At 71.8% G+C, this 16,012-nt stretch carries 4 protein-coding genes; 1 reads left to right on the top strand and 3 read right to left on the bottom strand.

Translation table 11 applies throughout. From position 1 onward, the window contains the following. Positions 1-25: 25 nt before the first annotated feature. The 3 genes from OG858_RS06110 to OG858_RS06100 form a co-directional block, all read right to left on the bottom strand. Positions 26-646 (bottom strand): TetR/AcrR family transcriptional regulator, encoded by a 621-nt coding sequence (locus OG858_RS06110; protein WP_037705048.1) that lies wholly within the window; start codon positions 644-646, stop codon positions 26-28. Positions 647-728: 82 nt separating this feature from the next. Beyond that, positions 729-1,727 carry a Gfo/Idh/MocA family protein gene (locus OG858_RS06105; protein ID WP_319065029.1) on the bottom strand — a complete coding sequence of 333 codons (999 nt, stop codon included), beginning with the start codon at positions 1,725-1,727 and terminating at the stop codon, positions 729-731. Further along, the gene (locus OG858_RS06100) at positions 1,724-3,103 is read right to left on the bottom strand and encodes an NDP-hexose 2,3-dehydratase family protein (RefSeq protein ID WP_086751965.1); all 1,380 of its coding nucleotides are present in this window, start codon (positions 3,101-3,103) and stop codon (positions 1,724-1,726) included. The genes OG858_RS06105 and OG858_RS06100 overlap by 4 nt, the downstream gene beginning before the upstream one ends. Positions 3,104-3,463: 360 nt before the next feature. On the opposite strand from OG858_RS06100, the gene OG858_RS06095 reads away from it, so the two are divergent. Then, positions 3,464-15,997, top strand: a complete 12,534-nt coding sequence (locus tag OG858_RS06095) for a type I polyketide synthase (RefSeq protein ID WP_330346561.1) — start codon at positions 3,464-3,466, stop codon at positions 15,995-15,997. The last annotated feature ends 15 nt before the right edge of the window (positions 15,998-16,012 follow it).

Here is a 16,012-nt window from a genome sequence, read left to right as displayed (position 1 = left end):
GGCCCTTGCCGGCCGGTGTCGGGTCCTACGCGGGCTGGGTGCAGCGGTCGAAGGCGTTCGACACCTCGTGGGCACACCGATCCAGGTCCATCGCCACGACCCGCAGGTGCTGGCACACGACGCCGTCGATGGCTCCGCGGATGACCAGGGCCATGGTGAAACAGTCGAAACTGCCGAACTCTCCGGCTCTGCGGCCCTGTTCGAGCAGGGTGACCAGCCGATCGACGGACATGATGCTGCGCTCGATGTTGTCCAGGCCGGTGATGTGCCGGTCGCGGATCATCCCGATGATCTCGGTCAACGCCCGGGCGTACAACGGGTAGCGGGCGATGAAGTCGAAGTTCGACCTGATGTACGCGGTGAGCTTGCCGCGGTAGGTTTTCTCGTCCTCCATGCGCGCGGCCGCCAGCGTGTCGGCCTTCACGACGACCGTGTGAGCCACTTCGGCGAAGAGTTCGGGCTTACCGGAGAAATGATAGGAGATCATTCCGGTGCTGCTGAGTTTCGCCTGCTGGGAGATCTTGTTGAACGATGTCTTCGCATAACCGGTTTCGGCGAGCGTTTCGATAGCCGCCTGAACTATCTGGGCACGTCGTGCGTTCTGCGTGAATGTGCGGGTGTTCACCCTGTCTTTGTTGGCCGTCATGGTGTCAGATTAACCAGATCATGATCAAGATTTTCCTAGCGTTCGAGAATTCCGTGGCCGGGCCTCGCCGTACGGCACTCGGTCAGCGCACCACGGTCCGCCGCGCCGTGGCGGCGACGGTGTCCACGAGTGTCATCGCCGCGACCGACTCCGAGCCCGGCTCCGCGTCGTTGCCGCCGTCCCCGCGCAGGGCTCTGGCGAACTCCGCGAGCAGAAGCATCAGTTGGTCGGCGGCGGGCAGGGCGAGCCGCTCCTCGCGGTCCTGTTCCTCCAGCACCAGTTGCGGCTGATGGGTGGGCGGAGGGGTGAACGCCCGCGTCGCGGTCAGCCGCGCCCGGTCGCCCCACAGCGTGTACGTGGAGGCGTAGGCGTGCTCGAAGCCGAACGCCACCTCGACCAGCACTCCGGACGGCGAGACCAGCAGTACCTGCCCGGACAGGTCGAGTCCGTCCGAGGCCCGGGTGCGCAACGTCGCCCCCGCCACCTCAAGGCCCGGACCGAGCAGCAGCGAGGCGGCCCGCAGCGGATACACGCCGACGTCGAGCAGTGCGCCGCCGCCCAGCCCCACGTCGTAGCGGATGTCGTCCTCCGGCAGCGGAGGGATGCAGAACGCCGCCTGCAGGGAGGCCAGTTGTCCCAGCCGGCCGCTCTCGGCCAGCTCGCGCACCCGCGCATGCTGCGGATGGTGGAGGAACATGAAGTTCTCCCGCAGCACCAGACTCCGCTCCGCGGCCAGCGCGTACAGGTCACGCGCCTCGGCGGCGTTCACCCCGATCGGTTTCTCCACCAGCACGTGCTTGCCCGCACGCAACGCCCGCTCGGCCCACCGGTGGTGCAGGGCCGTCGGCGTCGACACGTACACCGCGTCCACGTCCGGCCGTTCGAGCAGCGCCTCGGCATCCTCCTCGGCCACGCACCCGAACTGCTCCGCGAACCGGACCGCCTTCTTCGCCGTGCGCCCGGCGACGGCCACCAGGTCCCATTCCGGCATGCGCGCCACCGTGGGCAGCACCCGCCGCCAGGCGATCGACGACGTACCCAGCGCTCCCAGACGCAGCGGCCGCGCCCCCGCCGTCGTCACAGCGACCTCAGCGCGGTGATCAGCGTCCGTGCCTGCACATTCAGGTGGTGGCTGTAGCGCAGCAGTTCGTCCACCTGCCGCGGAGACACCCACTGGAACTCGTCCGACACCACGGGCACCTCGTCCTCGACCTCGATGATCACGTAGTGGCTCAGGGCGTTCAGGAAACGCCCGCCCTCCTCCGACAGCAGCACGTCGTACACGGCTCCGGCGCGCCGCGCGCGCACCTCTTCCAGGTAGGGGGGCCAGGAGGCGGGTGGGAGATGGGCGTAGTTCTCGGCCGTGCACTGCACCGTCGGGCCCAGCTCGACCACCGACAGGAACCCGGCCTCCGCGCGTGCCCGCAGCAGAACGTGCGGTACGCCCTTCACCCGCCGCACGAACAGTGCCGCCAGGCCCGTTCCGTGCGGCTCCAGCAGCGGCTGGGACCACGCCGCGACCTCGCGGCGGCCGGAGGACACGTCCACCGCCACGACACTGAAGTGGTGCCCGCGCACATGGGACACGGTGTTGGGGTCGCGGCGCCAGCCGCTGGTGTCCGCCAGCCCGATCGGGGTGACGCTGACCTCGTGCTCGGCCCGCCGACGCGTGATCCAGCTGCGGATCTCGGTGTCCGTGTGCAGCGATCCGGCCGCCCCGGTGACGTCGGTCCGCCAGTCCGGCAGACACGACAGCACCGTACGGGCGTCCATGTTGACGACGTTGTCCTGGCGCAGCAGCGCATTGACCTGCCGGAGAGTCAACCAGGCGAAGTCCTCGCCCGCCTCGACCTCCGGACCGACCCGTACGATCATGTTCCGGTTCCGCTTGTGCAGAAACCACGAGCCCTGCTCCGACTGGAGCACGTCGGCCACCACCGACCCCGGCGCGGGACGACGGAAACAGTCCAGATACTTCACGGCCGAACCGCCGTGCACCCTCAGATAGTTGCTTTTCGTCGCCTGCACCGTCGGCGACAGCTGCATCCCGTTGATGTTTCCCGGCTCCGACTTCGCCTGCATCAGCAGATGGGGAATTCCGTCGAATTCACGCAGCGCGATGCCGAGGATCCCGATTTCCGGCTGATCGATGATCGGCTGCTCCCAGGCGGGCACCGGCCCGAAGTCCGAGCGGACCCGCAGCCCGTGCACCGAGAAGAAACGACCGCTCGCATGCCGCAGGTCACCGGTCCGCTGCTCGAACCGCCAGCCGTCCAGCTCCGCGAACGGCACCCGTTCGACCCGCTGCGGTTGCGTACGGCGCCGGTCCTCCAGCCACGCCGCGAGTTCCACGTCGCTCATCACACCGTCCGCGACGGCCGCCGCGGACGCTGCCAGCGCCGCGAGGGTGGCGGCCTTCTGGCCGCGCGACGGCGAAGGCGCGGTTGTCGGACTCATCGGTCTGCCCTTCTCTCGGTCCAGGAGCGTGGCCCACGCGCCCTTCGGCTGCGGGGTGCCACCATCCGCATCCGCACCCGGAGGACACGGGAGCCGAACGCGGCCCTCCAGACTGCACGCTCGGATTCGAGGATTCGCCTAGAGTGCGCCCCCTTGCGGGCCGCCGGTCCACTGGCTATGACCCGCCGCGGGCCCCCGGGCGGCCACGGGCAGAACCCTCCCGGTCACCGTCCCCGCCCAGCCCAGGGCGTGCCTAGAGATTCCCCTAGAGCGTTTCCCCGGACTGCCGGACGCCCCCTGGCCGCGTGCGAATGTGTGAGCCACCCCCGCCCCTCGCCCCTGGTGTTTGGAGTGCCATCGATGAACGAGCCGGTGCCCACCGACGTACGGAACACCGCTTCGGGCCACGAGCCCGTGGCCGTCGTCGGCCTCGCGTGCCGGCTGCCCGGAGCCGACGGTCCGGCCGCGTACTGGGCCCTGCTCACCGAGGGCCGCAGCGCCGTCACCGACACGCCACAGGACCGGCGCGAGGGCGTGCCCGCCGACGGCTGGCCCACTCCGCACGGCGGCACCGCACCCCTGCGCGGGGGATACGTCTCGGCCCCCGCCGACTTCGACGCCGCGTTCTTCGGTATCTCGCCCCGCGAGGCCGACGCGATGGATCCGCAGGCCCGCCTCGCCCTCGAACTGGGCTGGGAGGCGCTGGAGCACGCCAAGATCCCCGTCGCCTCCGTCCCGCGCGCCACGGCCGTCCACCTCGGCGCCGATGCGTGCGACTACGCCGATGTCGTCCGCAACTCCGGACAACAGCCCGGACACCACACCCTCACAGGCCTCAACCGCTCCCTGATCGCCAACCGGCTCTCGTACGCGCTCGGCGTCAGCGGCCCCAGCTTGACCGTCGACAGCGCGCAGTCGTCCTCCCTCGTCGCCGTCCAGCTCGCCTGCGACAGCCTGCGCACCGGAGACTGTGAACTCGCTCTGGCCGGCGGCGTGCACCTCAACCTCAGCCCCGAAAGCTCCCTGGCCGCCGCCCAGTTCGGCGCACTCTCCCCGGACGGCGCCTGCCACACCTTCGACGCCGCAGCCAACGGCTACGTCCGCGGCGAAGGGGGCGGCGTCGTCGTCCTCAAGCTTCTCTCCCGTGCCCTCGCCGACGGCGACGACGTGTACGCCGTCATCCGCGGCGGCGCCCTCAACAACGACGGCACGGGCGCCGCCCTCACCACCCCGGACGCCGACGCCCAGGCCGCCGTTCTGCGCGCGGCCTGCTCCCGCGCCGGTGTCGACCCCGGCGACATCGGCTACGTCGAACTGCACGGCACCGGAACCCGCGTCGGCGACCCCGTCGAGGCCACCGCCCTCGGCGCGGTCCTCGGTACCGCCGAAGGCCGCCGCGCCCCGCTCGCCGTCGGCTCCGTGAAGACCAACATCGGTCACCTCGAAGGCGCGGCCGGAATCGCCGGACTCCTCAAGACGGTCCTGTGCCTGGCGCACGGCCGGCTCGTGCCCAGCCTCAACCACCACGAGCCGAACCCCGCCATCGACCTCGACCGCCTCGGCCTGCGCGTCCAGCGCGAGACCGGCGTCTGGACCCCGGCCACCCCCGGAACCCCCCTGCTCGCGGGCGTCTCCTCCTTCGGCATGGGCGGCACCAACGCCCACCTCGTTCTCGAACAGGCTCCGCCCACCGAGGCCGCGAAGACCACGAAGAACGTGAAGACGACGAAGAGCGCAAAGGCTGCGAAGGCCGCGCAACAGCCGCCCCGGACCACTCCGGTAACCATTCCCTGGCTGCTGTCCGCCCGTACCCCCGACGCACTGCGCGCCCAGGCCGACCGCCTCGCCTCGCACGTCCGTGACACCGGAGCCGACGCCGTCGACACCGCGTGGTCCCTGCTCACCACCCGCACGCCCCTCACCCACCGCGCCCTCGCCGTCGCCGCGGACACCGACACTCTGCTCGACGCCGTCGCCACCGCCGTTCCCGCGGGCCCCGTCGACGGCGACGTGCAGCGGCCCGTCTTCGTCTTCCCCGGCCAGGGCAGCCAGTGGGCCGGCATGGCCGCCGGACTCCTCACCGACTCACCCGCCTTCGCAACCCGCCTCGCCGAGTGTGCGAACGCCCTCGCCCCGCACGTGGACTGGGACCTCGAAGCCGTCCTGCGTGGCGACGCGGACGCCCCGTCCCTGGACCGCTCCGACGTCGTCCAGCCCGCCCTGTGGGCCGTCATGGTGTCCCTGGCCGCCGCATGGCGGGCCCACGGCGTGCACCCCGCCGCCGTCGTCGGCCACTCCCAGGGCGAGATCGCCGCCGCCTGCGTCGCCGGAGCGCTCAGCCTGGAGGACGCCGCGCGCGTCGTCGCCCTGCGCAGCCAGATCCTCGTTCCCCTCGAAGGCCGCAGCGGCATGGTCTCGCTCGGCCTCTCCGAGGAGGCCACCCGCCGCTTCACCGAGCAGTGGGGCGACCGCGTCACCATCGCCGCCCTCAACGGTCCCTCCTCCACGGTCGTCTCGGCCGACATCGACACCGTCGACGACATCCTCGCCACCGCCGCACGGCAGGACGTCCGCGCCGCCCGCGTCGGAATCGACTACGCCTCCCACTCCCCGCACGTCGAACCCGTCCGCGAGGAGATGCTCGACCTTCTCGCCCCCGTCACCCCGCGCCGCCCCGAGGTGCCCTTCTTCTCCACCGTCACCGGCGACTGGCTCGACGGCGCCGCCACGGACGCCCGGTACTGGTACGACAACCTTCGCAAGCCCGTCCTCCTCGAACCCGCCGTACGTGCCCTGACACTTGCGGGCCACGGAGCCTTCGTCGAGGTCAGCCCGCACCCCGTGCTCACCGCGCCGGTCCAGGCGACCGTCGAGGCCGCCGCCGGCCCCCGGCACGCCGTCGTCACCGGTACCCTGCGCCGCGGCGACGGCGGCACCGCCCGCCTCCAGACCTCCGTGGGCGCCCTGTGGGGCGCAGGCGCCGACGTCGACTGGAGCCCCGTCTTCACGGGCCTCGCCCCCCGCCGCGTCACCCTGCCCACCTACGCCTTCCAGCGCCGCCGCCACTGGGTCACCGGCACCCCCGTGACCGCCCCGGCGCGGGCCACGGACACTGCCGCCGAGCCGGCCCCGCAATCGCCCCCGCAACCGGTCGGCGAGTCTGCCACCGCACTCGATGCCGCCGGGGCGCTGCGCCTGGTCCGGGAGAGCGCCGCGGTGGTCCTCGGCCACCCGGGTCCCGCCGCGGTGGACCCCCTCAGTTCGTTCAAGGATCTCGGTGTCGACTCCGTCACCGCCGTCGAGCTGCGCGACCGCCTCAACACCCTCGCCGGTGCCCACCTGCCCGCGACCGCCGTCTACGAGTACCCGACGCCCGCCCGGCTCGCCGAGCACCTGAGCACCCCCACGCCCGCCGACGCGGCGCCTCTCACCCGCCGCCCCGCCGCCGACGAACCGATCGCCATCGTGTCCATGGGGTGCCGCTTCCCCGGCGGCGTCCGTGACCCCGAGGACCTGTGGCGCCTGGTCCGTGACGAGACCGACGCCGTTTCCGCCTTCCCCGCCGACCGCGGCTGGGACCTCGACGCGCTCTACGACCCCGATCCGGACCGCACCGGCACCAGCTATGTCCGCGAGGGCGGGTTCCTGCACGACGCGGCCGAGTTCGACGCCGGGTTCTTCGGTATCTCGCCGCGTGAGGCGACCGCGATGGACCCGCAGCAGCGGCTCCTCCTGGAGACCACCTGGGAGACCGTCGAACGCGCGGGCCTCGACCCCCGCGCCCTCCACGCGACCGACACCGGCGTCTTCGTCGGCGCCACCGCCCCCGAGTACGGCCCTCGCCTCCACGAGGCGACCGAGGCCGTCGAGGGCCACGTCCTCACCGGTACGACCGCCAGTGTCGCGTCCGGGCGCATCGCCTATGTCCTGGGTCTGGAGGGTCCGGCGGTCACCGTCGACACGGCCTGTTCCTCGTCCCTGGTCGCACTGCACCTCGCGGCACGGTCCCTGCGCGCAGGGGAGTGCTCCCTCGCCGTCGCCGCGGGCGCGACCGTGATGTCAGGCCCGGGGATGTTCGTCGAGTTCAGCCGGCAGCGCGGCCTTGCCGCCGATGGCCGCTGCAAGCCCTTCGCCGCCGGAGCGGACGGCACCGGTTGGGCCGAGGGTGTGGGTGTGCTGTTGCTTGAGCGGTTGTCGGATGCGCGGGCCAATGGTCATCAGGTGTTGGCGGTGGTGCGTGGTTCGGCGATCAATCAGGACGGTGCCTCCAACGGTCTCACTGCCCCCAACGGCCGTTCCCAGCAGCGGGTGATTCGGGCGGCGTTGGCTGATGCGGGGTTGTCGGCTGCGGATGTGGATGTGGTGGAGGCGCACGGTACGGGGACGAAGTTGGGTGACCCGATCGAGGCGCAGGCGTTGTTGGCGACTTATGGGCAGGAGCGGGCCGGGGATGGGCCGTTGTGGCTGGGGTCGGTGAAGTCCAACATCGGTCACACACAGGCCGCCGCCGGGGTCGGCGGTGTCATCAAGATGGTTCAGGCCATGAGACACGGCACCCTGCCCAAGTCCCTGCACGCCGAGGCTCCCTCCACGCTGGTCGACTGGTCGTCGGGTGCGGTGGAGTTGCTGGGACAGGCGCGGGAGTGGGAGGAGAGTGACGGGCGGCCGCGTCGGGCGGGTGTCTCGTCGTTCGGTGTGAGCGGTACGAATGCGCACGTGATCCTCGAAGAGGCCGGTCGCCTGGATGCGGAGGAACCGGCACGGGCTGTCGTCGACCGGTCGGGCGCGGCCGTTCCGTGGCTGGTCTCGGCTCGTTCGGAGAAGGCTCTGCGTGCTCAGGCGGCGCAGTTGGCTGCCCACTTGGAGAGCACGGACGCCGACCTGGTCGACATAGCGCACTCCCTGCTGGCGGGTCGTGCCGCGCTGGAGGAGCGGGCCGTCGCGGTCGGTGCCGACCGGGAGAGCCTCGCGGCTTCACTGCGTGCTCTGGCCGCCGGAACCGACGACACAGGTCTGACCCGGGGCACTGCCCGGAATGCCGGTGACGCGGTGTTTGTGTTTCCGGGGCAGGGGTCGCAGTGGGTGGGGATGGCGGTGGGGTTGTTGGATTCCTCGCCGGTGTTCGCGGCTCGGTTCGGGGAGTGTGGGGCTGCTCTGGAGGGGTTTGTTGAGTGGTCGTTGGTGGATGTGGTGCGGGGGGTGGGGGGTGCGCCTGGGTTGGACCGGGTGGATGTGGTGCAGCCGGTGTTGTGGGCGGTGATGGTGTCCCTGGCCGCGTTGTGGGAGTCGTTCGGGGTGCGGCCTGCTGCTGTGGTGGGGCATTCGCAGGGTGAGATCGCTGCCGCGGTGGTGGCTGGTGCGTTGTCGTTGGTGGATGGTGCGCGGGTGGTGGCGTTGCGTTCGCGGGCGATTGTGGCGTTGGCGGGGCGTGGGGGGATGGTGTCGGTCGCCCTTGACGCGCAGGGTGCGGCTGGGTTGGCGGGGCGTTGGCCGGGTCGGGTGTCGGTGGCGGCGGTGAACGGTCCGGTGTCCACAGTGGTGTCGGGTGACGCGGACGCACTCGACGAACTGGTGGCGTTCGCTGCATCCACGGGTGTTCGGGTGCGGCGGATCGAGGTGGATTATGCGTCGCATTCGTCTCATGTGGAGTTGATCGAGGGGGAGTTGGCGGAGGTTTTGGCGCCGGTGGTGGCGTTGGAGCCGTCTGTTCCTTTCCTGTCGACGGTGACGGGTGAGTGGATTGATTCGGCGGAGACGGACGCGGGGTACTGGTACCGGAATCTGCGGCAGACGGTGTGTCTGGAGCCCGCGGTGCGGCGGCTCCTCGCGGAGGGGCACGGCGCTTTCCTGGAGATGAGTCCGCACCCGGTGCTGACGGTGCCGGTGACGGAGACCGTCGAGGCGGCCGGCGCGGACGCGGTCGTGGTGGGTTCACTGCGCCGTGGTGAGGGCGGTCTGGAGCGCTTCCATCTCTCCCTGGCCCAGGCGTGGGCGCATGGTGTCTCCGTGGACTGGACGCCGGCTTTCGAGGGGCTGTCCCCGCGCCGGGTGGACCTGCCGACCTATGCCTTCCAGCGCAGCCGGTTCTGGCTGGACGTGCCGAAGGCCAAGGCCCAGGGCGGCACGGATCCGGTGGAGGACGAGTTCTGGCGGACCGTCGAGGAAGGCGACCTGAAGGAGCTGGCGGGCACGCTCGGTATCGAGGACGGGCTGGAGTCCGTGGTGCCGGCCCTGGCCGCCTGGCGAAACACACGCCGTCAGCAGGGACGGGTCGACGGTTGGCGGCACCGCGTGGAGTGGCGTGCGCTGCCTGCTCTGGCCCGCACCGCCACCGACGGAACCTGGCTGCTCGCCGTCCCGGCGCCGCTCGCGGACGACGAGTCGGTCACCGAGACCGTGGCCGCACTGGAGGCCCGCGGCGCCCACGCGGCCGTCGTGATCGTCGACGCCGACCACCTGAGCCGGGCCGGCCTGGGCGCCCTGCTCACACCTGCCGCCGAGTCCGTCGGCGTCGCGTTCACCGGGGTCCTCTCGCTGCTGGCGCTCGACGAGCGGCCGCACCCGCAGTGGGCAGCGGTGCCGCTGGGGCTGGCCGCAACCCTCACGCTCGTACAGGCACTCGGCGACACGGGCATCGAGGCGCCCCTGTGGTGCGTGACCCGTGGAGCCGTGGGGTGTGACCGTGACGACGCGCCGACGGCACCCGCGCAGGCCGGTGTCTGGGGCCTCGGCCGGGCCGCCGCCCTGGAGCACCCCAAGCGATGGGGCGGTCTCGTCGACCTGCCCGCGACCGGCCCGGACCGCGGCGTCGACCTGCTGCTCGACGTCATCGCCGCGGGCACGCAGGAGGACCAGGTGGCCCTGCGGGGCGGCACGGCGTACGGCCGCAGGCTCGTGCAGGCGGCCACCGCTGGCAAGGCGGCCGCACGGGACTGGAAGCCTCGCGGCACCGTCCTTGTCACCGGCGGCACCGGCGCGCTCGGCGCCCACGTGACCCGCTGGCTGGCCGCGCGTGGCGCCGAACACCTCGTCCTCACCGGTCGGCGCGGCGAGGGCCGGCACCTCGCCGACCTGCGGCGCGAACTCACGCCGTACGGCACCCGGCTCACCGTGGCAGCCTGCGACACCGCCGACCGCGAGGCACTCGCCGACCTGGTCACCCGCCTTGCCGACGAGGGCAGCCCCGTGCGCTCCGTCGTGCACGCGGCAGGAGTGAGCGTCCTCGGCCCGGTCGCGGAGACCGACGTCGAGGACCTCGCCGCGACCCTCTCCGGCAAGGTCCTCGGCGCCGACCACCTTGACGACGTACTGGACGCCGCCCAATTGGACGCAGTCGTCTACTTCTCGTCGATCTCCGGCACCTGGGGAGTCGCCGACCACGCCGCCTACGGCGCGGCCAACGCGATCCTGGACGCCCGCGCCGAACGCCGTCGAGCCGACGGCGCCCCCGTGCTCTCCGTCGCCTGGGGCCCCTGGGCAGGCGGAGGCATGATCGCCGAGACCGTCCAGGACGACCTGCGCCGCCGGGGCGTCCCCGTCATCGAACCGGCCGCCGCGATCATCGGCCTGCAGCAGGCGCTGGACCACGACGACACGGCCGTCGCAGTCGCCGACGTCGACTGGCGCCGGTTCGCCGAGGTCTTCACCTCCGTGCGCGGCAGCGCCCTGCTCACCGAACTGTCCGGCCTCCGCCCCGCGCAGCCGGACGCGGAGACCGGCCGGGACGGGAACGACGGTACCTCCGCCGCGCTGCGCGAGATCGGCGGCCTCGAACCGGCACGCCGCGCCGCCGCCCTGCGCACCCTGGTCAGCACACATGCGGCTGCCGCGCTGGGACACGCCGACGCCGGAGTGGTCAGCGCCGAGGCCGCCTTCAAGGAGCTGGGCTTCGACTCCCTCACCGCCGTCGCCCTCCGCGACCGGCTGCAACGGGCCACCGGCCTGAAACTCCCCACCACCGTCGTCTTCGACCACCCCAGCATCTCCGCCCTCGCCGTCCATCTCGACGACCGTGCGTTCGGCGGCGGGCAAGGGGATCACCCGGCCCCGGCACTGTCGGCGGACGGCGTCCGCGCGCCCGGCAGCGGTGACGCCCCCGAGGACGACGCGATCGCGATCGTCTCGATGGGCTGTCGCTTCCCCGGCGGTGTCCGTACACCCGAGGACTTCTGGCGCCTGGTCACCGACGGCGTGGACGCCATCACCCCGCTGCCCACCGACCGCGGCTGGGACCTCGACGCGCTCTACGACCCGGACCCCGACCGCACCGGCACCAGCTACGTCCGTGACAGCGGCTTCCTGGAGGGCGCGGCCGGGTTCGACGCCGGGTTCTTCGGTATCTCGCCGCGTGAGGCGATCGCGATGGACCCGCAGCAGCGGCTCCTGCTGGAGACCACCTGGGAGACCCTGGAACGCGCGGGCATCGACCCGAAAGGCCTGCGGGGCAGCGACACCGGTGTCTACGTCGGTCTCACCGACCAGGAGTACGCCACTCAGTTGCGCGCCGCGTCCGGCGACAACGAGGGATACCTCGCCACCGGCGCTGCAGCGAGCGTGGCGTCCGGGCGCATCGCCTATGTCCTGGGTCTGGAGGGTCCGGCGGTCACCGTCGACACGGCCTGTTCCTCGTCCCTGGTCGCCCTGCACCTCGCGGTCCGCGCCCTGCGCGCAGGGGAGTGCCGCCTCGCGGTGGCCGGCGCCGCCACCGTGATGTCGGGACCGGGCGCGTTCGTCGCCTTCAGCCGCCAGAGGGCCCTCGCCCCCGACGGCCGCTGCAAGCCCTTCGCGGCCGACGCGGACGGCTTCGCGCTTTCCGAGGGTGTGGGTGTGTTGTTGCTTGAGCGGTTGTCGGACGCGCGGGCCAATGGGCATCAGGTGTTGGCGGTGGTGCGTGGTTCGGCGATCAATCAGGACGGTGCGTCGAACGGTCTGACGGCTCCGAATGGTCCTTCGCAGCAGCGGGTGATTCGGGCGGCGTTGGTGGATGCGGGGTTGTCGGCTGCGGATGTGGATGTGGTGGAGGCGCACGGTACGGGGACGAAGTTGGGTGACCCGATCGAGGCGCAGGCGTTGTTGGCGACCTATGGTCAGGAGCGGGCCGGGGATAGGCCGCTGTGGCTGGGGTCGGTGAAGTCCAACATCGGTCACACGCAGGCCGCTTCGGGTATGGCCGGTGTCATCAAGATGGTCCAGGCGATGCGACACGGCACCCTGCCCAAGTCCCTGCGAGCGGACCGGCCTTCCCCGATCGTGGATTGGTCGGCGGGTGCGGTGGAGTTGTTGGAACAGGCGCGGGAGTGGGGGGAGAGCGACGGCCGGCCGCGTCGGGCAGGGGTGTCGTCGTTCGGTATCAGCGGTACCAACGCTCACGTCGTCCTGGAAGGGGTGGCTGAGTCCTCCGTTGCCGCGGAAAGGTCCGGGAGCGTCGGTGTCGTCCCGCCTTGGCTTCTTTCCGCCCGGACTCCGGCCGCGCTGGCGGAACAGGAGTTCAGGCTCGCGGAGTTCACCGCGGCCGGTTCTCTCGATCCGGTGGATGTGGCCTGGTCGTTGTGGCGATCCCGGTCGGTGTTCGAGTGCCGGTCGGTGATGGTGGCGGGTGAGCCGGTGTCGTCAGGGGCGGCGCTGAGTGCGGCTGCTTCCGCGGTGTTTGTGTTTCCGGGGCAGGGGTCGCAGTGGGTGGGGATGGCGGTGGGGTTGTTGGATGCTTCGCCGGTGTTCGCGGCTCGGTTTGGGGAGTGTGGGGCTGCTCTGGAGGGGTTTGTTGAGTGGTCGTTGGTGGATGTGGTGCGGGGGGTGGGGGGTGCGCCTGGGTTGGACCGGGTGGATGTGGTGCAGCCGGTGTTGTGGGCGGTGATGGTGTCGTTGGCTGCGTTGTGGGAGTCGTTCGGGGTGCGGCCTGCTGCTGTGGTGGGGCATTCGCAGGGTGAGATCGCTGCCGCGGTGGTGGCTGGTGCGTTGTCGTTGGTTGATGGTGCGCGGGTGGTGGCGTTGCGTTCGCGGGCGATTGTGGCGTTGGCGGGGCGTGGGGGGATGGTGTCGGTCGCCCTTGACGCTGAGGGTGCGGCTGGGTTGGCGGGGCGTTGGCCGGGTCGGGTGTCGGTTGCGGCGGTGAACGGCCCGGTGTCCACGGTGGTGTCGGGTGATGCGGACGCGCTGGATGAACTGGTGGCGTTCGCGCAGGAGTCGGGTGTTCGGGTGCGGCGGATCGAGGTGGATTATGCGTCGCATTCGTCTCATGTGGAGTTGATCGAGGGGGAGTTGGCGGAGGTTTTGGCGCCGGTGGTGGCGTTGGAGCCGTCCGTTCCTTTCCTGTCGACGGTGACGGGTGAGTGGATTGATTCGGCGGAGACGGACGCGGGGTACTGGTACCGGAACCTGCGGCAGACGGTGTGTCTGGAGCCCGCGGTGGCCAAGCTGGTCGCGGAGGGGCACGGCGCTTTCCTGGAGATGAGTCCGCACCCGGTGCTGACGGTGCCGGTGACGGAGACGGTCGAGGCGGCCGGCGCGGATGCGGTGGTGGTGGGTTCGCTGCGCCGTGGTGAGGGCGGTCTGGAGCGCTTCTACCTGTCCCTGGCCCAGGCGTGGGCACGGGGCGTATCGGTGGACTGGACGCCGGCGTTCGAGGGGCTGTCCCCGCGCCGGGTGGACCTGCCGACCTACGCCTTCCAGCGCAGCCGCTACTGGCTGGACGTGCCCAAGGCCAAGGCCCAGGGCGGCACGGATCCGGTGGAGGACGAGTTCTGGCGGACCGTTGAGGAAGGCGACCTGAAGGAGCTGGCGGGCACGCTCGGTATCGAGGACGGGCTGGAGTCCGTGGTGCCGGCCCTGGCCGCCTGGCGAAACACACGCCGAGAGCGGAGCACCCTGGACGACTGGCGTTACCGCGTCGCGTGGCGGCCTTACACGGCTCCCGAGGGCGGTGCCCTGGACGGCGAGTGGCTGCTCGTCGTGCCCGAGGCGCTGACCGGCGACGACGTCACGGCGCGGACGCGACGCGTCCTTGAGGAGTCGGGAGCGGGTGTCGTACCGGTCGTCGTGCCGGAGCAGGCGGACCGGGTGGTCCTCGCCGAACTCCTGGACGCCGCCGCAAGCGCGGGAGCCCCGCCCGCCGGTGTGCTGTCGCTGCTGGCCCTGGACGACGAGCCGGACAAGCGCAGCGCCGGTGTTTCCTGCGGACTGCTGGCATCCATGGCGTTGAGCCAGGCGCTGACCGACATCGCGCTCCCCGCCGGACTGTGGACGCTGACGCGCGGAGCCGTCGCGGTCGACGACGAGTCCGTACGGGACGGTGATGAGACGCCCAACAGTGGTCAGGCCGCCGTGTGGGGCCTGCTCCGGGTGGCCGCGCTGGACGACCCCGAGCGCTCCGGCGGGCTGGTCGACCTCCCCGCGGACGGTTCGGTCGAACCGCTGTCGCACCTGCCCGCACTGCTGGCGGCGGGCCACGCGACCGGTGGGGACAGCGAGTTCGCGCTCCGCGCCGGCCCCGTGGGCGTGCGTGTCCGAAGGATGGTGCGCTCGCCCCTCGCCGGCGCGGGCTCCGTCGTCCCACCGGTGTGGAGGCCCCATGGCACCGTCCTCGTCACCGGCGGCACCGGCGCGCTCGGCGCCCACGTGGCCCGGGAACTCGCCCGCGAGGGCGCGGAGCACCTGATACTGACCAGCCGACGCGGCCCGGACGCGCCAGGCGCGGCGGAGCTGGAGCGCGAACTCACCGGCCTCGGCTGCCGGGTGACCGTCGCCGCGTGTGACGTCGCCGACCGTGACACGCTCGCCGCGCTCCTGGAGAGCCTCCCCGCCGATCCTCCGCTGACCGCCGTCGTCCACACCGCGGGCGCCGTCGACCAGGCGCGGCCACTCACCCGGGTCGACGTCGAAGAGGCCGTCGACCTGATGCACGCCAAGGTGGTCGGCGCCGAGAACCTGCACGCACTGCTGGCCGGTCGTCCACTGGACGCCTTCGTGCTCTTCTCCTCGGGCGCCGGCGTGTGGGGCAACGGCGGCCAGGCCCCGTACGCGGCCGCCAACGCCCACCTCGACGCCCTCGCCGAACGGCGCCGCACCGCGGGCCTGCCCGCCACCTCGATCGCCTGGGGTGCCTGGGCGGGCGGCGGCATGGTCGACGCTGCGGTGGGGGAGCGACTGCTGCGGCGCGGTGTGCCCGCGATGGAACCGCGGCTCGCCGTGCGTGCCCTGCGGGAGTCGGTGGCGGCGGATGACACGGCCGTAGTGGTGGCGGACATCCGCTGGGACCGGTTCGTACCCGCGTACTGCGCCCACGGACACCGCCCCCTCATCGACGAGATTCCCGACGTGGAGGCCATGCTGACCGCACGTCAGGCCGAGGACGCCGCCGTGGAGGGCCGGGACGGGGCCTTGACGGCACTGCGCGGTGAACTGGCCGCGTTGCCCGAGGCCAAGCGTAGGCGCAGGCTGACCGACCTGATCCGTACCCACGTCACAGCGGTCCTCGGCGCCGGGGCCGGCGACGGCGTCAAACCCGGCAGGGCATTCCGCGACATGGGCTTCGACTCGCTCACCGCCGTCGAACTCCGCAATCGGCTCGGGGCCGCGCTCGGTACCAGACTCTCCGTCACCCTCGTGTTCGACCACCCCACGCCTAACGCGCTCGCCGACCACCTGGGCGCCGAGCTCTTCCCCGCGGACACGGACGTAGGCGCCCTCGACCCCCGGCTGAGGGAGATCGAGGCGGCCTACCGCGCCACCACCGAACCGGCCGCCCGGCAGGAGCTCACCGATGCTCTGCGCGGCCTGCTCGACACCTGGGCGCCACCCACCGACGAGCCCGCCCACGCGGCCGTCGACGAGGAGCTGGTCGGTGCCTCCGACCAGGACATGTTCGACCTGATCGACAAGGAACTCGGGATCTCCTGAGCGGTCCCCCCGACA

It is taken from the genome of Streptomyces europaeiscabiei (genome assembly GCF_036346855.1).
GTDB classification, from domain to species: domain Bacteria; phylum Actinomycetota; class Actinomycetes; order Streptomycetales; family Streptomycetaceae; genus Streptomyces; species Streptomyces europaeiscabiei.
This window is presented reverse-complemented; position numbering and strand designations above follow the sequence as displayed.